Genomic DNA, 23811 nt, shown 5'->3' on the forward strand with positions numbered 1-23811 from the left:
GCACGTTTGCCAACAACAACCTGCGGCACTGCCCTCTTAGCGGCGCGGACCACGTGCAATTCGTTCGATTTCTTCGCGCACCAGACGCTCAACCAGCGTCGGCAGATTGTCGTCAAGCCAGTCCTGCAACATCGGCCGCAACATATCCTGGGCGATTTCATCCAGCGACCTGCGCTGCTGACCATCGACGACAGCTGCAAGCTCCTCAAAGGACTTGGCCACCTGCGCACCGGCCTGCATGGACAAAAGCGCGCCTTGTCGAGTATCGCCTTGCGTATCCGCCTCTTCGGCCAACTCCTGAGGGGCGACCGCAGCCTGGGCCACAGGTTCCGACTGCAATAGAGCTTCGATATGGCGCTGGCTGGCGCTCATGGCTTCCGGTTCGGCGATTCGCGCCTGTGCCATAGGCCGGATCTGCCCCAGAGGCGCCGCTTGCTCCGTAGCAATCTCGCGAAAACCACCAATAGTGTCAGACATGTAGGAAGAGGCGCCACGAACATCGCGAGACTGTGGCTCTTGCTTGGAAAAAGCGGAGGGAAATTCAGAAGGAAACTCGGCAGTGCCAGGCTCTTCGCGCCGCTCAGACGTGGCGCGCACCCGCGCCGCAAGGTCGGCAAGCGAAACCGGCTTTGCGGCATGTCTTGGACTATCTGCTCTTGCGCCATCTGCTATCTGCTGTCCACCAGCACCCTGATCGACTGCCCCCTCAGAGAAACGGTTTGTAGCAGATGCCGCTAGCTGAACCGGACCTGGCTGGTTGGCCGCAACCGGCAAATCCATGGGCACAGCCTCAACGGAAAACGCATTGCCTGCAATATCCAGTTCGTCCACTTCACTGTCATAACCATAGGCATCATCGAAAGACCGGGCGGGTGCCGGCTCATTGCTTTCGATAATCCGGCGAATGGAGGCCAGGATCTCTTCCATGGACGGTTCACGCGATACATTCGGCTGGGCCATTACATTCCCCATTTGGCTTCAAACCCCATCGGCTTTTGCCATGTGATTCGCTTGACCTTAGGATACCCCTTTGCTCGAGGAAATCGCCTTCAAAAGCTTAAAGCTCAAAATACACAGTTTTATGAGTTCAATCGAGGATTGTTTCGCCAGCCGGGCCGAATTATCCGGGATGAAGGGCATAATACCAAGGCGAGAACATGCTGACGCACCCCCGCCTTGAACGCATTGCAAATATCTCAAATGCATCCAACGCTTGAGATATTTGCAAAATGGAATACCAACTGCCCTTCTCAATGACCCATTGGTTTACTTGCCGTTGGCAGCCCGCAATCCAAACCACTGGTCCTTGACGGCATCATAATGCTCTTCTGCGTTATATTCCGCCACCTGCAAGCCCTGGCTCCTGACCGTCAAGGTACCGGTTGCCGCGAGCAACGAGTAGCTCGCCACCACTTCATTGCGCTGTGCATTCACCAGGCTTTCCTGCGCGTCGAGCGCGGTCTGCTGCGAGTTCAAAACGTCAAGGGTGATTTTCTGGCCGACATTGCGTTCCTCGATAACGCCTTGCAAGGCGAGCTTTGCAGCAGCAACCTGCTTGCGGCCCGAGGTGATGGCCGCCGTTGCGGCTTGCATCTGGGCAAAAGCGGTCATGATCTGCTTTCGCACGCTCAATCGGGCGTAATCGACTTTCAGTTCCTGCGCACCAACGGTTTCCTTGGCTTTGCGGATCTGACCATATTCCGAACCGCCCTGGTAGAGCGGAATTTTCAGCTGCGCTGTAATCGAGGCCGCAGAATAATCGCGGTCGGTCGACTCGCTGGGATTATCCGTATTGTGCCGATCAAGGCTGCCCTGAATGCTGACGCCTGGAAGCAGGCTGCCTTCAGCCGATTTCACCTGATATTGCGCCGAGGTTACCGCATGCAGCGCGGCAAGCACGCTGGGATGCTCTCGGATACCCAAAGCAACGGCCTTGTCGAGATTGGTCGGCATCGCCTTGGTGGCGCGCACAGGCTGACGCACATCCTTCGGCATCTCGCCGACCACCTGCATATAGGATGCTTCGCTCTGTCTCAACTGGGCGATCGCGGAGGCCAGCAGACTGTCGGCACCCGCCAGCTGCGCTTCTGCCTGGCTGACATCGGTTTTGGTGCCTTCGCCCACCTCCAGCCGCGCATTGGCGGCTTTCAGCTGTTCCTTGAGGAAGTTCAGGTTCTGGCGGCGGATACTGACAATCTGCTGGTCCCGCGCCACATCAGCATAGGCCTGGGCTGCGCCGAGCAGGATCTGGATTTCATCCGCCTTCATACTTTCCCGATTGGAAAGCACGCCCGCTTCCGAGGAGCGCACATTGTTCAGCGTCTGGAATCCATCGAAAATCTGCTGGGTCAATGTCACCTGCACGTCGGATTTATAATAATCCGCCGAATATTTATCCGCTGGGATATTGCCGACGGCGGTGCCATTGAAATTGGCAAAGGAAGACTGAGTGCCGGAGACGGAAAAGCCCAGTTGCGGCCTGTAGCCGGCCTTGGCAATCGTCACGCTCTCATCCGTTGCCCTCAGAGCGGCACGCACCGAGTTCAGATCAGGATTGTTCTTATAAGCCTTCTCCATGGCGCCGAAGATGGTTTCGGCATGCAGCACGGCAGGTTGAAAAAACAGCGGAAGAAATGCTGCGGCATAGGCCACGTTACGAAGGCTCGACAAGGATACATCTCCCAACTTTAATTAAGCCAAGGCCCTATCCATCATGGAGGGGCCGGCCCCGAAGGACCGCCTGAATGTTTTACTAGCATTCTCATGTGAAGCCGATTCTCTCCAACTTGTCACCAACATTGGAAACGGGCCTCACCCATTCCCGGCACTGCTGACAAGATGACGACAGACTCACCATCAAACGACGACAGCCCTTATTCTAAGGGCCTAGATTGCGTGAAGCTGACCACAAATCATCCTAGGAGAATTCATAGGCTGAGCCCGCAGGTTTACAGGAGTTTGACAAGAGCCTGACAGCTTGCATTTCATGCCGCCCAAAAAATCAATGATGTTAAGAATTGAACGAAAATAACTTTAAAACAAGAAACAGCCACCCGGTCATCCACAACCAAAATGGATATAAATAAAAAACACAACCATTTTACGAGGATGGATGCAGGACCGGTCCGGGGCAATGACAGAAGCCATGCCAATAATGACCAAGGCTCGAAGGTGTGAACCACATCCTCGCCTTGAAGACATTTTGAATATCTCAAATGCTTCATGAACTGAGATATTCAAAATGGATACGAACGATCATTCACAATGACCGTTCGCAAACCTTCTGCCGCGATGATCAGAATACGAATTCGCGCGCTTTTTCAAAACCGGGAAGCGGCTTGATCGAAGCATTGAAAAGCGAGCTTGTCGAAACCGAACCACCGGCCTTGACGAAGACATGGGCACGGACGGCACGGCCGCTACCGACCACTCCAATCAAACGGCCACCGTCACGCAATTGATCGAACAGTGCCGGAGGCACTTCCTCGACCGACCCACTCAGGAAAATCAGATCGTAAGGAGCTTCTTTGGCATAGCCAGCCTCCAGCGGACATTGAACGACCGTGACATTCGCAGCGCCCAGCTTTTCAAGATTGGACTTTGCAGCACTGGCCAGTTGATCATCGCTTTCAACGGCGAAAACCGCACCGGCCAGCCGTCCGAGCAAAGCCGAGACATAACCGGTGCCCGCTCCGATTTCCAGGACCAGTTCGCTGCGGCCAATTTCAGCCAGCTGCAAAAGCTTGGCAAGCGGCGACGGATCCATCAGATAGCGGCCAGGAGCGACCTGAATATCCTCATCGATATAAGCCAGGGCTTTCAGATTGTCCGGCACAAAGGCTTCCCGTGGTACGGACAGAAAAGCCGAAAGCACGGAATGAGAGGTTACATCCGTCGTTCGAATTTGGCCGTCCACCATTTTCGCCCGCGCTGCTTCAAAATCGATCATATCGTTGCCCATTTTACACCGGTTGCGTCTGCCGCGGGACACCGCTGGCAAACAATCCAAAGCCGCCGCCCCGACATGTTCCGAAGCGGCTCCATATCACCGCTCGCCGCGTCTCCGATGACCGAAAACAACGCCGTAGAACCTGAGAGATGCCACTGCCAAAGGCGCCATCCCCAAAGGGATCACACCATTTGCTATAGCGTGTTTAATCGGCGGCAACGCAGCTTTCAAGCCATGTCGGGCAAGAGCCTCTAAAATCTCTGCCTGCAATGGATCAAGCCCCGCAAAGCCCTTACAGCGCCGTGCGTTTCATAAAACGCACAAAGGACACTGTAACACTCTAAATTTGCTGCATAATTTTCTCCTTAAAGCGATTCCGACTTAAGGAACTATTCAGTCGCTTTTCCAACCTGGATCTGAAACGTTCAAGGCCGGAAAGCGTTGCGCATGGAGACATGAAGTTCATCGCAATGAAATTGCATTAAGCACGAATCAACCCAATATTGGTCAAAAAACCCCTAGTAATTCAGTGTATTTTTTCTGCATTCTAGATTACGAGTCAAATCGTGGGGACTGAATCAAAGCAATACCGGGATCAGGCAGCAGGTGCAACGTATTACGACGGCATGAAAACATCAAATTTGATGTCGATTGCTGCGGATACATCCTGCGCGAAATTCACCATACCGTATTTGCTACGAATTGAGCATCCCACTCGCATATCAAATGAAATAAACGTTGCAGACGGCGCGACCATGATAAAACCGAGAGACATCGTTGGAAGTTCAATCAAGGAATTGGCCTTCTGCGCACACTACATGCATATAACTTTCTCCAATCACTATCGGCTGACGGCTTCTCTTGCCGCAATCTTTGGTGATGAGCCGAAAGAGAAATATGTCGGTGACATCATCCTGTCCGTCAACGATTGCGGCGAAGGCATGCTCATCCGCTTCCTGCGCCGCTGGCCGCTGCTGATCGGCGCTCCCGACGAGGCAACAGCAAACCCGGCCATCATGACGCTGCGCCACGGATCACAAGTGCTGACCTGGCAATTCGAACACCAGGATGCCGAGATTTAAGACAGAGAGTCATTAAAAATGGCGGCCCGTGTTTTGCGCATGGATGGTATCGTTGACATTGACCCCAGTTAAACGCGACATGCGATAGTATAAATCGAACTATCGAAATAATTTTCGCAAAAATGGAAATAGCACCGGCGGCTCCTGCCCTATAGCTCCATAGCCTGATCTCGTCAGCGAAAACAGCTTATCCTCTCCCCGCTCCGCGCGCGTCATATAGAGCATGTTCAATGCTTGCAGGATCGCAGGCGTCATTCCTGTCGACCAAGGTAAATCCTTCGCATTCACGTCCCGGCCTCCGGCATCGTAAAGCGTCTGCAAGATATAGTGGAGATCACCGTGCGTCATACGCCATTGTTACATGCCGACGCTGATTTGAACAGTCGCAGGTCCCAACCGACACGCGGATCGATGGTTTGTTACAGCACATGGAGACCACCAATCCACAGGTCTTGCGAAATCCGATTGCGCGTTGACAGCTAAGATCGGCTTGCAAAACCGATTATCAGCACCCTTGCTGATATTGGGTCAATTGCCAGAACGGGCTTCGGATGTGGGTTTTCGGCTTTTCAAGCTCAGACCTCCATTGACTTGAAAAGAAGCCGCCACGCGCCATCCTATTTGGATGATCCAATGAATTTGCGGAGAGCCGCTATTGAACGTTTCAGACTTTAGCCAACATCGCTTTGCGCCATTGCTGATTGCCGCGGCAATTGTTTGCCTTGGCCCGGTCAGCGTATCTCTCGCAAATCGCATTACGGTCGCACAAGCTCTTGCCGTTTGTCGATCCACAAGTGTCGAGGAGGCAAAGCAAAAGGGAGACCAGCTCGGATGGCCCCGGATGCCGGAAGACAAGAATTGGAAATCATCTTACGAGAGCTATAACAAGGTGACGGTCGACGTCGTTGGATGGTCGGATGAAGAGGCCGGGAGCCGTTTGTCATTCTGGGTCGCGACAGGGGTAAATCCGGGCCGGGCATGCAGCTACAGTTTGACCAACAATGACAGCCTGCTCGCCGACCTAAAGGTTGAACTCGGCGAGCCTGAAAATGAAGATCACAACGAGATATCCGACACCGCATACTGGCAACGGCCCGGGGCGGAAATCTATTTCACAAAAGTAGGATCATCGTCAGGTTTCACCATGGGCGATAAATAATGATCGGAAGAACGTGGGTAGACGCAAAGTGCGAGCCTACAGACGCAGAACAGAGCAAAATCGCCGACGCCATCGCCATTCGTGGACGCATCGAAACCATGCGCTCTCTCCTGACAAAGGATGAACGCGAGATTGAAAGCCGCAGCCAATCGACGGTCACCAAAGCACGCATGGAGGATATTGGGAGCTCAAAAGCGCAGTCCTTTAGCCGACGCCGATCATATCTCAACCTCGAATGGCTGAATTGCGATCGCAGCATCCGCCCTTACCGCAGCCCTCCGGGTTAGGTGAAAATGGTATAGCACGCCTCAGCTTCCTTGTTCCATAGCTCAGGCGATTATGCTGGCAGCGGAATGCGCTCGAGCAGTGGGCGAAGCTTGTTTAAGAACTCAGGGCTGCCACATGCGAAGCGAAGCTTCGATGACAGGTCAATCTTGCCCCAGTCGATCGTATGGGAGGCACCGAGGTTGTCGAGTATCGGTAGCGCAGCCATCACATCCCAAGTCGAATCCCCAAGCGACAGATAGCCGTCCGTTTCGCCCATCGCCACCTCGACCAGGGAAATCGTCGCCGCCCCTCCGACGCGAAAGCTGATGCCAAGGTCGTCCGAGAGACAGCGTATGACCTCAAGTCTGTCAGCCGTCGATACCGAGGGATGGAAGCTCAACCCCGTTACGGCCCGTGACATGTCGAGGACGGGAAGCGACTTGATCGGCTTGCCGTTGAGTCTTGTCGGCACCGACCTGCCTCCGACGAAGGTCAGGTCCCGGGCAGGTGCGTGGATGACCCCAAAGACCGGCCGACGGCTTGCGTAAAGACCGATGGAAACTGCCCAGTTCTGGTTGCCCCGAACGAAGTTGAACGTCCCATCGATCGGATCGACAACCCAGATGCGGCCCGAGGTTCCCGCGATCTCTCCACCCTCTTCGCCGAAGATGCCGTCATTGGGAAAGGCTTTATGCAGGCTCGCTATCAGGAGGGTCTCAACCTGCCTATCGGCCTCGGTCACAAGATCGAGGTGACCCTTCTTTTCGACCGGAAGGCTCGCCAGAGACTGAAAATAGGTCAGGGCCAATCTTCCGGCTTCCCTCGCAATGTCTTCGACAACAGCCTCGACCGCACTGGTGGCCGAGGTAGAAGCATGCATGTCAGCCACGGGCCATATCCCTCAGCCTTGTCACCTGCGCCACGTCGTCGCCGAGAAGCTGATCCAGCTGGCCTTCGCGAACCCATTTGACGATCTGGGCTTCAATATCGGTGCCGTACTGCATCAGCTTTTCGTGATACTGAGCCGGCAGGTAGGTGAAGACGGCAAAACCCTCTTCGTGGAGTTGGTGTGCCTCGCCGCTGGCGAAATGATACATCTCGATGTTCATCGCATCGAGATTGGCCTGACGGGCAATCGCGGCGGGATCGATCAGTCGGGAATGCATCAGACCGACGGTCGGCACATCAGGGATTGCCTTTTTCACCGCTTTCAGCTGAACGTAGTCGAACGAGGAAAACTGCAGAAGGTCTGCGCAGGCCAATTCATCGATCAGAGTCTTCAGCTTCGGAAACAAGACGTCATTTCGGTCGTAGATCTTCAGTTCGAGCTGATAGATGATACCGAGTTCGCGGGCGAGCTGCAGCGCATCTCTGAGACGCGGAACCTGTTCTCCGGCAAATTCCGCGCCGAACCAGCTTCCGGCGTCCAGCTTGGAGACTTCCGAATAAGTCATCTTCTGGATGATGCCACGACCGTTAGTGGTCCGATCGACCGTCTTGTCGTGCATCAGCACCAGTTCGCCATCGCTGGTGATGCTGAGATCGGTCTCGCAAGTGACAAGAGGGCCGGCATATTCGAAAGCCTTTCGAAACGCGGAAAGTGTGTTTTCCGGCGCTCCGGCGCTATGTCCGCGATGGCCGCCAAGGCGCATCGTCTCAATGGTCATTCTGAGCGGATTCATCTTATCTTCCTTTTGTTTAGCGCAGCCTTGCATCGAGACGATCGCGCAGGTAGTCGCCGAGCAGACTGATGGAGAGGGTCGTTAGGACGATGACCGTGCCGGGAAAGGCGGCGAGCCACCAGGCGATCGCCAGATAGTTTCGACCGTCGGCCACCATCAATCCAAGGCTCGTTTCCGGCGGCTGAATGCCGAGCCCAAGAAAACTCAGGCCGCTTTCCAGCAGGATGATTTCCGGGAAGTTGACGGTGAACTGCACGATCAGCGGGCCGGCGATGTTTGGCAGCATATGACAAAGGTAGATGCGCATCGACGGCACGCCGACAATGCGGGCCGCTTCCGCATAGCCCTCTTCCCTGGCGCTGATCACCAGGCCACGCGTCAATCGCGCATAGCGCTCCCAGCTGGCAAATCCGACGAGAAAGACAAAGAGCAACGGGCTTGAGCCGAAGAGAGCAAGCACCCCGAGTGCGATGACGATGAAGGGTATCGAGGCCATGGCATCGGCAAAACCCATGATGAGATTGTCGACAAAGCCGCCGAAATGCGCGGCCGCGAGCCCGAGACTGGCGCCGACAAGGGCGCAAATGATCGAGCCTACCAGCGCGATCATAAGGGTCATCTGCGTAGCAACCAGGAGATTGCTGAGGATGTCGCGTCCCAGATAATCGGTTCCAAAGGGAAAGGCCACCGAGACGAGCGGCCGCATCAGGCGGACGAGCGGGTTCTGGTTCAGCGGATCATGCGGAGCGATCCATTGCGCCGTCAGCGCAACGACGACTACAAGCGCTATCCAAACGCAGCAAACACCGATGCTGGCCGGCATCCCCCGAAACGGAGTTTTCATTCCACGCGCTGCGGGCGTCGCTGTGGTCGATGATCGCATGTCACGGCTTCCTGATCTTGGGGTTGAGCAGGCCATAGAGAATGTCAACAGTCAGATTGATCGACACCATGAAGACCGTGAACAGAATGATCATCGCCTGGACCACCGGCAGATCGCCGGTGGCCGTGGCCCTGACAAAGCCGATGCCGAGTCCTGGCCATGCAAAGACGGGTTCGATCAGTGCCGCCCCTCCCATCATGCCACCCGCGATAAAGCCCAGCGTGGTGACCATGGGAATCGCCGCATTCGGCAGCGCGTGACGCAAGATAATCTCCCAGTCAGGCGCCCCGTCGGCACGCGCAGCCGCGATATAGGGCTGCCCCAGCACGTCGAGCAGCGTCGAGCGCATGAAACGCGCAACGGCCGCAGCGTTGAACAATGCAAAGGTCGCGATCGGCAGGATCGCATGGTTTAATGTCGAACTGCCCGAACTTGGCAGCACACGCAGCCAGACGGCAAAGACAAAGATGAAGACAAGGCCAAGCAGGAAGTTGGGAACGCTATAGCCCAGGACAGCACCTGCCATGACACCCTTGTCGAGCGCGGATTCGCGCCGGATCGCGGCCAGAATGCCGGCGGGAATGCCGATCAGCATGCTGAGCAGCAAGGCTGGCACCGTGAGCATCAACGTCTTTGGTATACGTTCCGCAACAATGTCGAAGACCTGCCGTCCATCACCAAAGGAGATGCCGAAATCGCCGCGCGCGGCGTTCGCGACATAATAGGCATATTGTTCTGGAAGCGACCGATCCAGACCCCATTTGGCATTGAACGCGGCAACCGCGGCAGGACCGACATCGTCGCCGAGCATCTGCTGGGCTGGATCTCCGCTCAGGCGCAGAACGATAAAGACGAGCGTGACGGTGAAGATGAGCACCGCGATGGCTCGAACCAGACGGGCAAGGATAAAGGCCGTCACAGCGCCGTCTCCTTCCGCGAGACTGGTTGCCTGTCTGTCATCATGTCCATTTGCGGCGCGATCGATCGCGGTAATTCCTCCGCACGGTGACAGGCAGTGTGCTGGCTGACGCCATGCGCCGAAATGAGCCGGAGTTCGGGTGTTTCAACGGCGCATCTGTCGAGCGCGAAGGGACAGCGCGACCGGAAAGAACAACCCTGCAACACTTTCGACGCATCCAGTTCGCCCTTGATGGGCGGCTCGATATTGCGAACCCTTGGATCCATGGTGGGGACAGATGCGAGAAGCGCCCGCGTATAGGGATGGCGCGGCCACGCATAGATGGTTCGAATGTCGCCAGTCTCGACGACGCGGCCCAGATACATGACTGCGATGCGATCGACGAGATGGCGGACGATACGCAGGTCGTGGGTGATGAAGACATAGGCAAGATCGAGCTCCTGCCAGAGCGCCCGTAAAAGCGCGACCACCTGGGCCTGAACCGATACATCGAGAGCGGACACCGCCTCATCGAAAACAACCAGTTTCGGGTCGAGGATCAGGGCGCGGGCAATCACGACACGCTGTCGCTGGCCGCCCGACATCTGGTGCGGATAGCGGCTCATCATCGTGCTCGACAGGCCGACTCGCTCGAGCATGGTGGCAACGCGTTGATAAGCGTCTGCCCGGCTGGCAATATGATGGACCAGCAGTCCCTCGGCCACCTGCTGTCCAATGGTCATCTGCGGGTTGAGAGCCGAGAGCGGGTTCTGTTGCACCAAAGAGGTGCGAGCCCGAAACTCCTTCCAGTCCCGTGTGTGACGCTGCTTGTGGTTGATGCCTTCGAACCAAACATCGCCCCGTGTGGGCTCCGTCAATCCGAGCAGAAGACGTCCGAGTGTCGATTTGCCGCTTCCGGATTCGCCAACGACGCCGAGGCGCTCGCGGATCGCAAGTTCAAAGCCAATCGAGTCCACCGCAAGCTGGGTGGTCGGCCGGGCGAAGAGGCCGGTCTTGTGGCGGAATGCCTTGGTCAGACCGCTGGCTTGAAGAAGAGGAGCGCTCATGCTGCCACCGGATGGTAACAGGAGGCCTCGTGGGCGAGACCGATAGTGGTGGGCGCCGGAAAGCGGGTGGAACATTCGCCGCTCGCACGCAAGCAGCGTGGGTGGAAATGGCATCCCACCGGAAGGCTATCGAGCAGCGGGACAGACCCCGGGATTGGGACCGGCGGTGCAAGATCATCAGGATCGATGCTGGGCATGCAGTCGATCAGCGCGCGTGCATAAGGATGCGCCGGTCGTTCGAGCAGTTCAGCGACGGGTGCCGTCTCGACGATCTTGCCGCAATACATCACGGCCGCCCTGTCCGCGAGCCGGGCAATGACGCCGAGATCGTGCGATACGATCATCAGTGCCATGCCGGTTTCCGCCTTCAGCTCTTCCAGCAGATGCAGGATCTGGGCCTGCATGGTGACGTCGAGCGCCGTCGTTGGCTCGTCGGCGATCAGCAACTTGGGCTTGGCCGCAAGCGCATGCGCGATCATGACGCGCTGGTTCATGCCGCCGGAAAACTGGTGCGGATAGGCCCGCAGCCGGCTTGCGGCGCGGTCGATGCCGACGCGTTCCAGAAGTCGCATGGCCTCCATCCGAGCATCCTTGCCCTTGAGACCCTGATGGCGGTGAAGCGCCGTCTCCAGATAATACCCGATCGTATGGACAGGATTCAGGCTGCTGGTCGGGTCTTGAAAGATCATCGCGATCTTCGGGATAGCCGGCCTGGAGATACCGGAACCGCCGGGCTCGAAGTCCACGCTGCCGCCGCTGAGCACGATGCCGCGCGGCAGCGCATTGGCGATCGCATAACAGGTGATGCTCTTGCCGCAGCCGGATTCGCCGACAAGGCCGAGCGTCTGGCCTGCCTCCAGAGAGAAACTGATGCCGTCCAGGATCGTTATGTTGCGCGCGGGAATCCGGACGACGAGGTCGCGAACGGTCAATAGGTCGGACATGGCGGATCTCCGTGTGCGGCGCGCATGCATGCGCACCGCCGGTTCGACAGGTTGCTCAGCCGAAAGCAAGGTTGTTGCGGAATTCCATCATCTCAAAGCTGATTGGCCTCCAGTGAACGTCCTTGCGTGCGGCATAGACATCGAAGGGCTGGTAGAGGATCACGGCCGGCGCTTCCTCTTCGAAGATGTCACGGAGGCGGTTGAAGGCGTCGAAACGCTCCTTGCTGTCAGGTATTTGCGATACCTTCGTGCACAAATCGTTGAACTCCGCAGGCGCCTTCCAGCCCCAACGCTTCTGAACCTGGCCCTTGGGTCCGAATTCGCAGATCATCGTCGCCCAGGCATCCGTCATCCACTGGCCGTTGGACCAGTTGCGCATATAGCTGTCCTGATCCTTCGGTGCGCCGCCCGGTGCATAGACCTTCGGCACCACGGTCACGCCGATCTGCTTCCACATCTCGATCATCATCATCAAGGCGGGAACGGCGTTTGCATAATAGTTGCCCATCGTATGGTAGGTGATCGGCGTACCGTCGTAACCGCTTTCCTTCACCAGGCGCTTTGCCTCCTCGATATTGTATTCCATGGCGCGACGGTTCGGATCGAAGGTCTTGCCGTAGTTCGGGAAGTTGAAGCCGTTCGGAATCGTCGCCTTGTTCGTCCAGAGTGACTGAACGATCAGCGGACGATTGACCGCAAGCGCCAGGGCGCGGCGAAGCGGTTTCGACTGGAAGACGGGCTGGTTCATGTTGAAGGTGAACATGTGGAAGTTTTCGACGATATTCCCACGCGTCTCCAGGTCGGGATAGCTGTTGATCAACGCCATATCGTCCGGCGTCAACGTCGTGACGATATCGTATTCGCCGCTGATCAGGCCGGCGACGCGCGTTGCGGGTTCGGCAACAAGTTGGTACGTGATTTTAGATGCTGTCGGCTTCAGACCCCAATAGGCGTCGTTGGCTTCGATGACAACGCGGTCATTGGCAACGAACTCGACGAACTTGTAAGGACCCGTTCCAACCGGTTTGTTACCAAAAGCGGCCGTTCCAAGCGTCTTGTAATATGCCTTGGGAACGATGCGACCCATCCAGGATGCCATGTAGGACTCGGTCAGGGGCGTCGGGGTCTTTGTGCGGATGACCACGGTGTACTTGTCCTCGACAACCGGTTCGTCGAAATCAAGCGCGTAAGAACCGCCGAGCGAGATCACCTTGATCGCGTCTGGCCCCCAGAGACGTTCCGAAGAGAAGGTGTAGGCGACGTCGTCTGCGGTCATTTCGACGCCATCGTGAAACATCACCTTCTGGCGCAGCTTGAAGCGCACCGATTTGTCGTCGATCCGTTCCCAGCTCTCGGCCAGCGAGGGCATCAGATTGATGCCGTTGCCCGGTGCGCCATTGCTAAAGAAATCGCGCACGACAAGCGTATCGAAAATCTGGTTGACGATGCGGGGACCGACATTGCTGATGGCGTTGATCGGCTCCAACGTAACCGGAATGCCGTTGACGCCGATCTTCAACGCGCGGCGCTCGGCAGAGAAGGCGAATCTGGCACTTGCGGTCGAGGCAAGCGCCGCGAAGCTTGCGCCGATCATGAATTTTCTACGGTTGGCCTTAAGCATCTGTTGTCTCCTGGTTGGAAGATGCTGTTGATGGAAATGTCGATTTGCCTAGTTCGCGATGACGAACTTCTTCCGCAGCCTCTCAGGCGCGGCATCGATGATGGATTTCGTGCCGGAGTCGGTCACTATGACGCCGACGTCCTCAATCTTCGCGACGACCGAAAGGCTGAATTTTGTGAACTTTGAATGATCCGCCACAACGATCACCCGCCTCGACACCTCGATCATGGCGCGGGCCACGCTTGCGTTCAGTGGCGACCCCGTGCAGATCAGACCACGGTCAATATCGATCGAGGCCGCATTGAGAATGAGTTTATCGGCATTGAACTGGCGAATGAATTGCTCCGCCAAAGGGCCACGGAAGGACCGATTTGTCTCCGTATACTCACCGCCGACGGAATAGATGTTCTGTCCATCGAAACGGGTCAGTTCAGCAATAATGTCGAGCCCGTTCGAGATGAACGTCAGGCTGCTTCGCCCGGTCAGCTTCTTGGCCACTTCCAGCGCGGTGGTGCCGGCATCTAGCAACACGGTGTCGCCATCGGTCACCATGCGCGCGGCGACATCGGCGATGACGGCCTTTTCCGCCTGCTTCAAGACAAGCCGCGCAGCGTTCGTTGCATCCTGCGCGACCTGATTGACATTGACGGCACCGCCATGGGTGCGCCGAATGAGCCCCGCTTCCTCAAGCTCACCAAGGTCGCGGCGAACGGTCGCCACCGAAATATCAAAGCGCTCTGTCAGCGTACGGATATCGACGAAATTCTGTTCGCGCAGCAACTCGACAATCTTCGCCTGACGATCTTCCGCTTGCGTCAACACCGGCCGCCCCTTGTCATCAATTTGATGCATATCGATCACTTATGAGCGATATCTATCGTCAATGGGTGACGTTCCTATGACAAATCTGGGTAAATAACCGTGTTTCTGCAGACCGATTTAATGCTAGGGAGAAAATGATCGAAAACGATCATTCATAAAGGCCTTTCGAGGAAAGCCGGTCGCTCAAAACCATGAAGATAAAGAGCTACCCGCTGCAAGGTCCGAATTATTCAGCAAGGGAACAGCGCTCAATAACAGTAACCCTGGAATGCGCCCCGTTTCGCCGGACAGTCGGCCAGCTCGATTTAGCCCTGATGAACGGCCGTGGGGAAGCCATCTTAAGCGAGGAATGGGGAGGGCTTTCGTTGTGGTCTTCGATCCATCCATCGATATGCCGGAGCGCGGTGTCGGCGTCCGATATCGCCGTGAGTATTATCACTCTTGAAACCGCTCCTGCCAGTCCTTGGGCCCGACGCCTAACCTGCGCAGAAACACCCGCCGCATGGTCTCCGGGGAGCCGAAACCGCATTTGCGAGCGGCGGCTTCAACCGAAAATCCGGTCTCCAGTAGCCCTTGCGCCCGTTCAAGCCGGATGATCTCAACCGCGTCGGCGGGTGTGCGGCCCGTCCGTTGCCGGTAATGGCGGGCGAAAGATCGAAGGCTCATTCCCGCCCGATCCGCCAACGTATGTAGCGTCAGCGAATGGGTCAGATTGGCCGAGATCCAAGCGTGAAGATCGGCGAACCTGTCGTCCGCGGTCTGGAGTCTCAGCGGCGCGCTGAATTGCGACTGGCCGCCGGGCCGCTTGAGAAAAACCACCAATTCGCGGGCGACGGCGAGCGCAAGTGCGCGACCGTGATCCTCTTCAACCATCGCCAAAGCGAGGTCTATCCCGGCCGTCACGCCCGCCGAGGTCCAGATCTTACCATCTCGCAAAAAGATCGGGTCGCGTTCGAGGCGAACCTGCGGAAACCGCCCAGCAAATTCGTCATAGCGATGCCAATGCGTTACGGCGCGGCGGCCATCCAGCAAGCCAGCCTCCGCCAGCAGAAACGCACCGCTGCAAACCGACGCCATACGCCGTGCATGGATCGCGCGGTTACGAACCCAGTCGATCAAGACCGGACGACTGCATGCGACATTAACCCCGCTACCGCCGACAGCGATGGCGGTGTCGGGCGCCGGTCGGTCTTCCGAAAGGAGAGCACACCGCAGCGCGATCCCGGAATTGCAGGTCACCTCCGCCATTTCCGCGACTAAGGCGATATCGTAGAGAGATCCTTTGTCGTGGTGGGCGCTTCTGCGTGCCATCTCATTGGCCGACGCGAAGACCTGTGCAGGACCTGTCACGTCGAGCACCTGGGCATCTGGAAAGACAAGGATTTCAATCCGACGCAAAATCGTGGTTGGCATCAGCATGGCGGTTGGCATGAAACGAGGGATAATTGGCAATCACGCCAAATCATTTCCTGTCATGGTCTCGGGGTCAAGACAGGAGTGACCTTGCCCCACTGAACTAATCCATTTTGAAGTAAGCTCTGTCCCATTGAGAGGACCAGAGAATGAAGCGCAACCGTTTCACAGACGAGCAGATTATCGGGATATTGAAGGAGCATGAGGCAGGCACGCCGGTCTCGGAGCTTTGCCGCAAGCACGGCGTCAGCGATGCCAGCATCTATAAATGGAAGGCCAAATTCGGCGGAATGGAAGTTTCCGAAGCCAAGCGGCTGAAGACGCTGGAGGACGAAAACACGAAGCTGAAAAGGCTCCTGGCAGATGCGATGCTCGACAATTCGGCTTTGAAAGACCTTTTGGGAAAGAAGTGGTGACGCCCGCAGCAAAGCGGAAAGCTGTCGCTCATCTGATGGATCACCACCAGATGAGCGAACGGCGGGCGTGTAAAGCCATCGGCTTTTGCCGGATGACGATCCGTTACGAGACCAGGCGCTGCGATGACTATGACCTTCGCGAGCGGATGAAGGCGCTGGCGCATGAACGCCGCCGCTTTGGATATCGACGACTTCATGTGCTGCTCAGGCGTGAGGGTCACCTTGTGAACCATAAGCGGCTCTTCCGGCTCTATCGGGAAGAGAAGCTGACGGTGCGCAAGCGCGGCGGTCGGAAACGGGCGATAGGCACACGAGCACCGATGCTGATCCCGCTTGCCGCCAATGACCGCTGGTCCCTCGACTTCGTGTCGGATCAGTTCACCGATGGGCGCAGGTTCCGGGTGCTGACCGTCGTCGATGATTGCACCAGAGAATGCCTTGGCCTCGTCGCCGATACGTCTCTTTCTGGCCTGCGGGTTGCCCGTGAACTGGAGCGGATCATCGAGGGACGAGGCAAGCCGAAGATGATCGTCAGTGACAATGGCAGCGAATTCACCAGCAACGCGATCCTGCAATGGACGGATCGGACGAAGGTCGATTGGCATTACATCGCACCCGGCAAACCGATCCAGAACGCCTTCATCGAAAGCTTCAATGGGCGGCTGCGCGACGAGTTCTTGAATGAAACGCTCTTCTCGTCACTGAACCATGCTCGAGCAGGGCTTTCAAACTGGCGAGGCGACTACAACGATCATCGACCACACTCTGGTCTAGGCTGGCTGACACCGGCCGAGTTCGCTCAGACCATCAACCCGCGACGTGATGCGGTGCTGCGCAGCCGAAATGGCTCCGCACCGCAACCCGCCGCTACCGCCCCGAATACAGCAACCCAAAACCACTGGAGCGAACTCAAAACTGGATAAAACTTGGGGGCAAGGTCAGCGCTACACACGAAATTGACAAAAGCTAACTAACGTCAACTTGGTCTAAGTTTACATAATCCGAAACGCAAACTCCCAAAGCCAAGCATCATATAATTATTATTGACGATAATAAATTTTTATAAAATAATAATAAAATAAATAAATGGGGGATAAATCAATGAAACGTTTTGTCGCATTCTTCGCGACGGCAGTGCTATGCCAAAGTTGCGCCTCTCCAGTAATCGAAACCACTACGGAAAGGATTTCAAAATCCGATGCTCCTGTAATCGGTTACTACCTACCAAAAGCGGAAATACCCGTAACCGTCTCAATTGATGGTATAAAAAAAGCGCTCGTAGTTTCCTACAGTTCGACTCCGAATATCGTACCCGATCTGAAAAACAAATACTTCATCCGCTTCAATCATGAACCTTTATCTTCTGACCAGTTCACAGTATCCGCACCAGACGGACTTCTAGAAAAAGTATCAACAACCGCCTCCGACAACACCGCAGGTGCCATTGAAGGTATTAACACCGTATTAGAGAATTACAAAAAAATCCAAACAGCCGTGAGGGCTCAGGACTTGCCCGGAGAGGAAAAAAAATCCGAGAACGAATCATGTGATGGTGCAAAATCAATTCTCACTTTGGATTTCACAAACCCCAAATCACCGCAAAACGAGGATCTAAACAAAATTGTCAACTGCTCATTCAAAGCAACGCTCGATATAGACCCCGCTAGCTCCGAAAATCTGTTCCCAGCATCCGCAAAGACAGAAATGCAGGCCAAGACGGATTGCCCAAACTGCCTTTTTTTTCGTGTAAGTCGACCGTATAGAGTCAAACTGCATGTTTACCTTGTGAGAGGTTCGGTTCCGGACCCACAGTATAGAATAGACAACTCCTTCACTGTTATGGCTCCTGATATGGACACCATCGCTTATGCTCAATTCAAAAGGCATCCCTTTGTCGAGAGTAGCCAAACGCTCGAATTCAATAAGGGCGTCTTAAAGGGGATTAACGTCAACAGGCCGAGTGACGTCGTCGGTTTCCTGAAAGTTCCCGCTGCGGGCTTGGCAACCGCAATTGCTATAAAAAGCTTAGATTAGTCTGCCAATTGCGCGTTTAAACCGCAAACACATACCAACCCTGCACGATCGTAGGGTTGGTATTTTTGGATTGAAATGTCATCGTCCGTAAGTTGTTGGCGGATCACCCCTTTGCGCCGCCTCAATCCTTTGAAGGATTTCCCGCATAACCCGCAGATCGCCACTTTGCCCGCTCGCCGTGATTTGCAGTTCCTTGATTGCCTGCGATATTGATGTGGCAGATTGTTCGGCAACGGTGACGCGGTAGGACAGGTTATCGAGCTTGCGAAGCTCAACCTCATTTACCTTGAAGCGTTCCTCGATCTTGCCGTCCGCATTGCCTAGCCGGCCTTCCACGGCAACCCGCCAGCGCTTCAGCTCGTCAATGTCACCATTGGTTTGCGCCCATGCATAACCGCCGCCTGCAATGATACTGACCAGCGTCGTGAGATTGATCCAGGTGTTGATGTTGTATTTCGGCGGTTTTGCCGCTGGTTCGTCCGTCACGTCCCGCCCCTTTGCAGTGCATTGATGGTGTCTGCCTTCGCGGCATTTGTAGCGCGGCAATCGGCCAGCGCCTTTCGGTCCTGTCCCCACAGCCGATATTCAGCCGTTCGATCTGTGCCATCAGGAATAAACACGGGCGCATTGCAATCGGCCATGATGCTAGCCGAGACGTTTGGTTTGCGATCAGCGGTCGGTTGTGCCGATAGCGTTGAGAGCGTTTCGCACCCTGTCAGGCATAGGAGAGCAGGCAGGAGCGGCACCCGCCCCAGCAGCAGCATTCGGTTTCGCATTATCCTGTTCCCTTTCCTCGGCAAGCGCTGTTTCCAGTCCTGCGACCTGCCCCACATGGGCGGCGATGTTGGCGACCAAGGCCGCATCGGCGGCATTGAGCTGTTTTTGCTGGGCCTCTATCTTGGCGAGCTGAAGCAAGTCGGCTTTACGTTGAGCCTCTGCCCACTGCTGGCGCACCTCGACCCGCCCGGCTTCCTTCGCCGACTGCACGGAATGCAGATGCCATGCGAACAGGCTGGCGAGTGCGGCAATCAGCGCGAGCCCGCGCCAGCCGACGGCTTTGAGGATCGTGAGGGCGATGGTCATTGCAGGCCACTCACGCAGATTTCGGCCTCGCCGATCCGCTGGGCGTCTCCCATCTCGCGCCGTTTGACGAGACCGTTGACCACTTGGCCGCCCGCCTTGTTCCATGCGGTTTGAGCCTCGCAGGCCTCGCGGAATTTCCCCTGCTTGGCGAGGGTGGCAGCGCGAGAGCGGACCATGCCGGCCACACCGAAATTGTAAGCGCCGGAGATCTGCGCCGCCTGGACGGAAACCGGGAAGGACGTGAACCCTGAAATCTGCTTCGTCAACGGCGTATAATAGTCCCGCTGCACCCGCGTGATCAGCATGTCCTCGCATTGATCGGCAGTAAACGACATGCCGGCGGTGACGGGCTTACCGTTGATCATGGTTTCGCCGTAGCAGATGTCGTAAATCTTGGCGAACGGATCCCAATGGGATTTAAGGACAAGCCCTTCCCACGGCTTGATCAGATGATCGACGGCAAGGACGACGGCAGCTGGCGACTTGCTCGCTTGATAAGTTCCCCACGCACCCGAGGCCGCAACGATAAAAGCCGCAGCGATCGCCGCCTTACCACGCTTGGATGAGGTGATCTTATTGATCGGCATCTGTGGTTTCCTTCGATGGTGCGGAGACGTTGCGTTGAGCAACGAGACGGGCGGCGGTGCTGGCCATGGTGGCGAAGCCTGACAAAGCCGCGAACATACCTCTTGGGATGCTGATCCACTGATCGATGATCGGCAGGGCGATCTCCATTCCGGTGAAGAAGCCCGCCAAAAGGTTGAGACGGATCGACCAAGCGTGCTTAAGCACCCGCCGCCATTCAGGGAGGAGGTCCATAATCGTTTCCTTTTGTGTGATTTCAGATTGGCTAGTCGGGGAACCACAATCCGATTTCAATGAATCTGGATTGGCTAATGACGCTCATAAAAAAGGCCCCCAAGAAGAGAGCCGTAAATTCAAAACGCTTCGGTTTCGTCTCAGTGCATTGAAGCGTCCAGATCAGCCACACGCCGCGCAATCCCGGCCGCATCGGTTCTACACATGGCCCCATGCTCGATAATCATTCCATGGGCGAAGCTGCGGTCCTATTCGTCTACGGATGTAGTTCGCTGTGTGGTTCCGGAATCTTGACACGCAGAATCGGAAAAATGAAATTTGTAAAAACCTGCTCAGCTCCACCGTTTCTGATATGAAAACCCCAATCATGCCAGGGTTGATTACTGGGATCTTCTGTTGGCCAACATGGAGAATTCGATGAATGATCCTGACGACCGATAAGGGGCCGTAAGCTGACAACCCTTCTGTGCAGACCGTTTATGAAATAGCTTACGCGACCGGCAAGAAGGCAATCGATTTACGGGATGGGCGCCGCCGTTCAGGTGATAGCGGCTTCGACGATCGCGCGATTCCTCCTGCGTTCCGTTGCCAACAGGCGAAGGGCACGTTTCGTCCGCAACGGTTCCGTATCCTCGATATTGCGGGCCAACACCCGATCTTCACGGTCAGCCCAAGACCACAGGCACACCAGTCGCTCGTCGGTCGCGATCCGCTGAAGAGCGTCCAACGCAAGCCGGTCTAAAGCTCGAATACCGTTGCGCAGCAATGGTTCGTATGTGGCATCGTCCAGAACATAATAGACCCCTTCATCGACGAGATGCCCGTGAGTTGTGAGACCGACCAGAACGTCCCGCGCTCGGGTTGAGTTCGCTCGTGCCAACCAAGCAAACAGATCAAATGGGTCAACCCTAAGCATCAGGAGCGCTTCAACGATGCATTCGGACACATAGGTAGCCATATCCCTACCCGTCTTACGCATCACACGTTCGAATGGCACGGAATCGCCGCCATCCACCCAGTTCAACGCGACGCGGCAGAACAAGGCGCGCAAGGCATCCTGCTCCTCTTTCGGCCAGCGCCAGAGTCCAAGTCGCATCGCGCCTTCCATGGGAAAGTACTCATGGTCGAAGTTCAGGAATGTTAGTTCCAGCCCTCGGGGCAACCAATGCAGGAATGTGTCGCGGCCACCAGAGCACTTGGGATGCTCTAAGTAGATCTGCCCGAAGCTTTCGAGCGTGGCGCGACGCGGATCGCCCGCGTTTCGTGTTTTCGCCTCCTCCTCGATCGTGAAGCATTGGCGACACCAATCCCATCTCGGACGGTAACGGGAGAAAACCGCGTGGAGCTGCAAAAGACAGCTATCGACATCAGGAGGATTGAGATCGAAGCGATGCAGGGTTTGCTCGGCCTTACGGTCTGATGGGCTACGGGGATGCTTCAAGGAGGCAGCGTCCCGAAAGCAAGACGGCTCACGGCATAAGGAGTTAAAACGTTCATTCGTTCTCCGCACGTAAGCATTGTCCGCTTTCTGCTAATGATCGCTCAAAAGCGGATTGACCGCAAGCCACCCCGAGTAGGACGTTCCGTTTGATAAACCGACCGACAGCTTTCAGGAACTAATGCAGGTGGTGCGAACGACCGGCATGAAGGCGCAATCCTGCCTGCTGGCACAAATACCCAAGCAGTTGCGACGTTGCAGGTTGACTGCACAATACGCCATGGTGGATGGGCCCTGCGCAACGGTTACTACTTGCGCCCTCGGCCAGAAGAGGACCTCGTCTCCTTCGCCACGTCGGAAAATCCCGGGGGCTTGGTCTTTACCCATGTGACGAATTTCTGCATGGCCGGGTCTTCGAGTATCGCGGTGATCGTGAAGAGTTTCTTTGCCAGTTGCGCGTCGGTGAAGATTGCATGTATCTGGCTGTGGCAGACACGATGCAGGCACACGGTGATCTTGCCACCCTTGCTCTTCGGGACAAGATAGTGGTCGTCTTTCTGATCGTCCGGGATCACCCGCTCGCACATCGGGCAAAGCACGGGCTCGAGCTCCACGTCCCTTGAATCCATCTCTTCTCTATTCTTGCGGGCCATCAGTTATCCATCGACCTCATCATCTGGAGCGCGCCTGCAATCTCACTGTGCAAACGTCGGCTAGAGATATCCGCACCAGTCTCGGGGATCAACGAACTCTTGCACCTTGAGCATGCTCTACGGGGCGATTTACGAAAGCGAGAGGTTCTCAATAGTTAGCGCAATGGCCGCAAATGTGCCACCTCGTCGCCTACCCATTGCATTTTCCGCTTTCGGGACGTTGTTAATGGGGACCTTATTTCCGCAATGAAGGCGCAAAGCCGACGTAAGCATTGTGTTCACAATATCCAGTCCAAGATTTCTTGTAGCATCCACCCATCCCTCCCCGCAATAAATCAACACGCGCGCGCCAGCCAGCGTGATCCGCTTATCCTGCACGCACATTATCGGCCCAGGCAGGCAGGTAGACCGAAAACAGTGGCATGACCACCAACAACCCAATCGAGATCGCAGCAGCGGATAAGGTCAAGGCGGATATCGCCGCAGGTGACGAAGAGCTTGTTCCCGCCGAAGTCGTCAACCAGCTTCTTGCCGGTGAACATCCGGTCAAGGTCTGGCGCACGTTTCGCAAGATGACGGCGCGGGAATTGGCCGAACAGGCCGGTATCAGCGCGCCCCATGTTTCCGAGATCGAGAGCGGCAAGAAGGACGGAAGCTTTACGACGATGAAGAAGATAGCAGAAACCCTTAGCGTCGATCTGGACGGTCTGGCGTAGCTCTCTATTCTTCGTGAACCGTAAGGGGCATCACAGATCCGCCATGGTCTTCGATAGGCAGAGTTGTTGCATCCGACACCAAGTCCGGCGCTTCGCCCCTGACATAATCAGGATCGTGCGGAGCCAGCCGCCGCAGCGCCTCTGCCAGCCGGTTCGACAGGCTTTCCACTGCAACCGCATACTGATCGGCCTGCTGTTCCAGCAGCTTGCTACGCTCACGCAGTGCTGTTTCCAGAATGCTCATGGCTCAAGCCTCTGCGCTTTGGGCTTCGGGCCAGGTGAAGGCCGGAAGCTCCGCGAGGAAATCGGTGATCGTCGGAATCGGACGCTGGTCGGCAATCACCTTTTCCAGCTCAGTCAGCGAATAAACCCACACGTCAGACCGCCAATCCTTCAGGGCAGCGGCTTCCGCTGCAAAGGTCGCATGCTTGTCGTCAACATAGGTAACGGCGTTCGTCATGCTATCATAGCCACGCTCGCGGGCCTTGGCGTTCATGGCCTGCTGAATGGCAAGCTGAAACCGGCTTTTCAGCACATCGTTGGAAACCGGCTCATTGACCCAGCCATCGACGGTATTCAGCACATAATCAGGGATGGCAGGCAACTCGGTCGTGGATGACAGATAGGCTTTCTCATCAGTCAACAACTGGTCCTGGATGGCCTGCTGTTCTTCTGAGGTCAGCCCGTTGGTCATGTGAGCCGCGACCCCATACCAGAAGTCCCGCGCATTGAGGATCTGTTGGCGACCAAGCCACCAGGCCGCCATGGCCGTCCATCGGCTGGAGCGATTGGCAGTCACTTCCACGATGACGCCATCGACCATGGCCTCATACATGCTGCTGATATTGTACATGTCTGTTTTCCT

At 56.2% G+C, this 23811-nt stretch carries 25 protein-coding genes and 1 pseudogene; 5 read left to right on the forward strand and 21 right to left on the reverse strand.

Annotated elements, in window-relative coordinates; genetic code table 11:
* Nucleotides 1-36: 36 nt before the first annotated feature.
* From AVCG78_RS08540 to AVCG78_RS08550, 3 genes are all read right to left on the reverse strand, one after another.
* Nucleotides 37-960, reverse strand: a complete 924-nt coding sequence (locus AVCG78_RS08540; RefSeq protein ID WP_071205572.1) for a PopZ family protein — start codon at nt 958-960, stop codon at nt 37-39.
* Between the two features lie 306 nt (nt 961-1266).
* Nucleotides 1267-2670 (reverse strand): TolC family outer membrane protein, encoded by a 1404-nt coding sequence (locus tag AVCG78_RS08545; RefSeq protein ID WP_322267440.1) that lies wholly within the window; start codon nt 2668-2670, stop codon nt 1267-1269.
* A gap of 625 nt (nt 2671-3295) precedes the next feature.
* Nucleotides 3296-3949: a protein-L-isoaspartate O-methyltransferase family protein gene (locus AVCG78_RS08550; RefSeq protein WP_041698063.1), complete on the reverse strand. Its 654-nt coding sequence runs from the start codon at nt 3947-3949 to the stop codon at nt 3296-3298.
* Between the two features lie 566 nt (nt 3950-4515).
* On the opposite strand from AVCG78_RS08550, the gene AVCG78_RS08555 reads away from it, so the two are divergent.
* Together AVCG78_RS08555 and AVCG78_RS08560 are read left to right on the forward strand one after the other, a co-directional pair.
* Entirely contained in the window at nt 4516-5031 is a 516-nt protein-coding gene (locus tag AVCG78_RS08555; protein WP_139191502.1) for a hypothetical protein, read from the forward strand.
* Nucleotides 5032-5686: 655 nt separating this feature from the next.
* A complete protein-coding gene (locus tag AVCG78_RS08560) occupies nt 5687-6190 on the forward strand; it encodes a hypothetical protein (RefSeq protein WP_081355312.1) in 504 nt (167 codons plus the stop codon).
* A gap of 337 nt (nt 6191-6527) precedes the next feature.
* Here AVCG78_RS08560 and AVCG78_RS08565 read toward each other — a convergent pair whose 3' ends face one another.
* From AVCG78_RS08565 to AVCG78_RS08610, 10 genes and pseudogenes are all read right to left on the reverse strand, one after another.
* Nucleotides 6528-7337 carry an inositol monophosphatase family protein gene (locus AVCG78_RS08565; RefSeq protein WP_071205564.1) on the reverse strand — a complete coding sequence of 270 codons (810 nt, stop codon included), beginning with the start codon at nt 7335-7337 and terminating at the stop codon, nt 6528-6530.
* Nucleotide 7338: 1 nt separating this feature from the next.
* Complete coding sequence (locus tag AVCG78_RS08570) at nt 7339-8139, reverse strand: glycerophosphodiester phosphodiesterase (RefSeq protein ID WP_071205562.1); 801 nt, start codon at nt 8137-8139, stop codon at nt 7339-7341.
* Nucleotides 8140-8155: 16 nt separating this feature from the next.
* Entirely contained in the window at nt 8156-9022 is an 867-nt protein-coding gene (locus AVCG78_RS08575) for an ABC transporter permease (protein WP_071205560.1), read from the reverse strand.
* 1 nt (nt 9023) lies between these two features.
* Nucleotides 9024-9941: an ABC transporter permease gene (locus AVCG78_RS08580; RefSeq protein ID WP_071205558.1), complete on the reverse strand. Its 918-nt coding sequence runs from the start codon at nt 9939-9941 to the stop codon at nt 9024-9026.
* Nucleotides 9938-10987, reverse strand: a complete 1050-nt coding sequence (locus AVCG78_RS08585) for an oligopeptide/dipeptide ABC transporter ATP-binding protein (protein WP_071205556.1) — start codon at nt 10985-10987, stop codon at nt 9938-9940. Before AVCG78_RS08585 ends, AVCG78_RS08580 begins: the two co-directional genes overlap by 4 nt.
* Entirely contained in the window at nt 10984-11931 is a 948-nt protein-coding gene (locus AVCG78_RS08590; RefSeq protein WP_071584608.1) for an ABC transporter ATP-binding protein, read from the reverse strand. The genes AVCG78_RS08585 and AVCG78_RS08590 overlap by 4 nt, the downstream gene beginning before the upstream one ends.
* Nucleotides 11932-11986: 55 nt before the next feature.
* Nucleotides 11987-13552: an ABC transporter substrate-binding protein gene (locus AVCG78_RS08595; protein WP_071205552.1), complete on the reverse strand. Its 1566-nt coding sequence runs from the start codon at nt 13550-13552 to the stop codon at nt 11987-11989.
* Nucleotides 13553-13600: 48 nt separating this feature from the next.
* Nucleotides 13601-14404: a DeoR/GlpR family DNA-binding transcription regulator gene (locus AVCG78_RS08600; protein WP_087728606.1), complete on the reverse strand. Its 804-nt coding sequence runs from the start codon at nt 14402-14404 to the stop codon at nt 13601-13603.
* Between the two features lie 271 nt (nt 14405-14675).
* Nucleotides 14676-14798 (reverse strand): annotated as a pseudogene (locus AVCG78_RS08605) (IS3-like element IS426 family transposase); the annotation flags it as partial.
* Nucleotides 14799-14809: 11 nt separating this feature from the next.
* Nucleotides 14810-15772 carry a GlxA family transcriptional regulator gene (locus AVCG78_RS08610; protein ID WP_409065476.1) on the reverse strand — a complete coding sequence of 321 codons (963 nt, stop codon included), beginning with the start codon at nt 15770-15772 and terminating at the stop codon, nt 14810-14812.
* A 164-nt stretch (nt 15773-15936) separates the two neighbouring features.
* Between AVCG78_RS08610 and AVCG78_RS08615 the strand changes: the two genes are divergently transcribed.
* Together AVCG78_RS08615 and AVCG78_RS08620 are read left to right on the forward strand one after the other, a co-directional pair.
* Nucleotides 15937-17126 (forward strand): IS3 family transposase gene (locus AVCG78_RS08615; protein WP_156636673.1). Its coding sequence is split into 2 segments (ribosomal slippage): nt 15937-16186 and nt 16186-17126, totalling 1191 coding nucleotides; the frame shifts between segments, so codons are not numbered across the junction.
* A gap of 178 nt (nt 17127-17304) precedes the next feature.
* Nucleotides 17305-18237, forward strand: coding sequence for a hypothetical protein (locus AVCG78_RS08620; protein ID WP_071204821.1), 933 nt, complete (start codon nt 17305-17307; stop codon nt 18235-18237).
* 78 nt (nt 18238-18315) lie between these two features.
* Here the strand turns inward: AVCG78_RS08620 and AVCG78_RS08625 are convergent, their stop codons facing one another.
* From AVCG78_RS08625 to AVCG78_RS08650, 6 genes are all read right to left on the reverse strand, one after another.
* Entirely contained in the window at nt 18316-18723 is a 408-nt protein-coding gene (locus AVCG78_RS08625) for a hypothetical protein (protein ID WP_071584730.1), read from the reverse strand.
* Nucleotides 18724-18906: 183 nt separating this feature from the next.
* The gene (locus AVCG78_RS08630) at nt 18907-19320 is read right to left on the reverse strand and encodes a hypothetical protein (RefSeq protein WP_071204823.1); all 414 of its coding nucleotides are present in this window, start codon (nt 19318-19320) and stop codon (nt 18907-18909) included.
* Nucleotides 19317-19907, reverse strand: coding sequence for a lysozyme (locus tag AVCG78_RS08635; protein WP_071204824.1), 591 nt, complete (start codon nt 19905-19907; stop codon nt 19317-19319). The genes AVCG78_RS08630 and AVCG78_RS08635 overlap by 4 nt, the downstream gene beginning before the upstream one ends.
* Nucleotides 19894-20139 (reverse strand): DUF7940 domain-containing protein, encoded by a 246-nt coding sequence (locus tag AVCG78_RS08640; RefSeq protein ID WP_081355339.1) that lies wholly within the window; start codon nt 20137-20139, stop codon nt 19894-19896. The genes AVCG78_RS08635 and AVCG78_RS08640 overlap by 14 nt, the downstream gene beginning before the upstream one ends.
* 538 nt (nt 20140-20677) lie before the next feature.
* Nucleotides 20678-21580: a hypothetical protein gene (locus tag AVCG78_RS08645; protein WP_139191435.1), complete on the reverse strand. Its 903-nt coding sequence runs from the start codon at nt 21578-21580 to the stop codon at nt 20678-20680.
* 305 nt (nt 21581-21885) lie between these two features.
* The gene (locus AVCG78_RS08650) at nt 21886-22230 is read right to left on the reverse strand and encodes a restriction endonuclease (protein ID WP_071204826.1); all 345 of its coding nucleotides are present in this window, start codon (nt 22228-22230) and stop codon (nt 21886-21888) included.
* A 422-nt stretch (nt 22231-22652) separates the two neighbouring features.
* On the opposite strand from AVCG78_RS08650, the gene AVCG78_RS08655 reads away from it, so the two are divergent.
* The gene (locus AVCG78_RS08655) at nt 22653-22946 is read left to right on the forward strand and encodes a helix-turn-helix domain-containing protein (RefSeq protein WP_071204827.1); all 294 of its coding nucleotides are present in this window, start codon (nt 22653-22655) and stop codon (nt 22944-22946) included.
* Nucleotides 22947-22950: 4 nt separating this feature from the next.
* On the opposite strand, the gene AVCG78_RS08660 is transcribed toward AVCG78_RS08655, so the two are convergent.
* Both AVCG78_RS08660 and AVCG78_RS08665 read right to left on the reverse strand, forming a co-directional pair.
* The gene (locus AVCG78_RS08660) at nt 22951-23190 is read right to left on the reverse strand and encodes a hypothetical protein (protein ID WP_071204828.1); all 240 of its coding nucleotides are present in this window, start codon (nt 23188-23190) and stop codon (nt 22951-22953) included.
* Between the two features lie 3 nt (nt 23191-23193).
* Nucleotides 23194-23799, reverse strand: coding sequence for a hypothetical protein (locus tag AVCG78_RS08665; RefSeq protein ID WP_234665190.1), 606 nt, complete (start codon nt 23797-23799; stop codon nt 23194-23196).
* Between the last annotated feature and the right edge of the window lie 12 nt (nt 23800-23811).

The sequence above is a fragment of the Gillisella vitis genome (assembly GCF_021559775.1).
Lineage (GTDB): Bacteria > Pseudomonadota > Alphaproteobacteria > Rhizobiales > Rhizobiaceae > Allorhizobium > Allorhizobium ampelinum.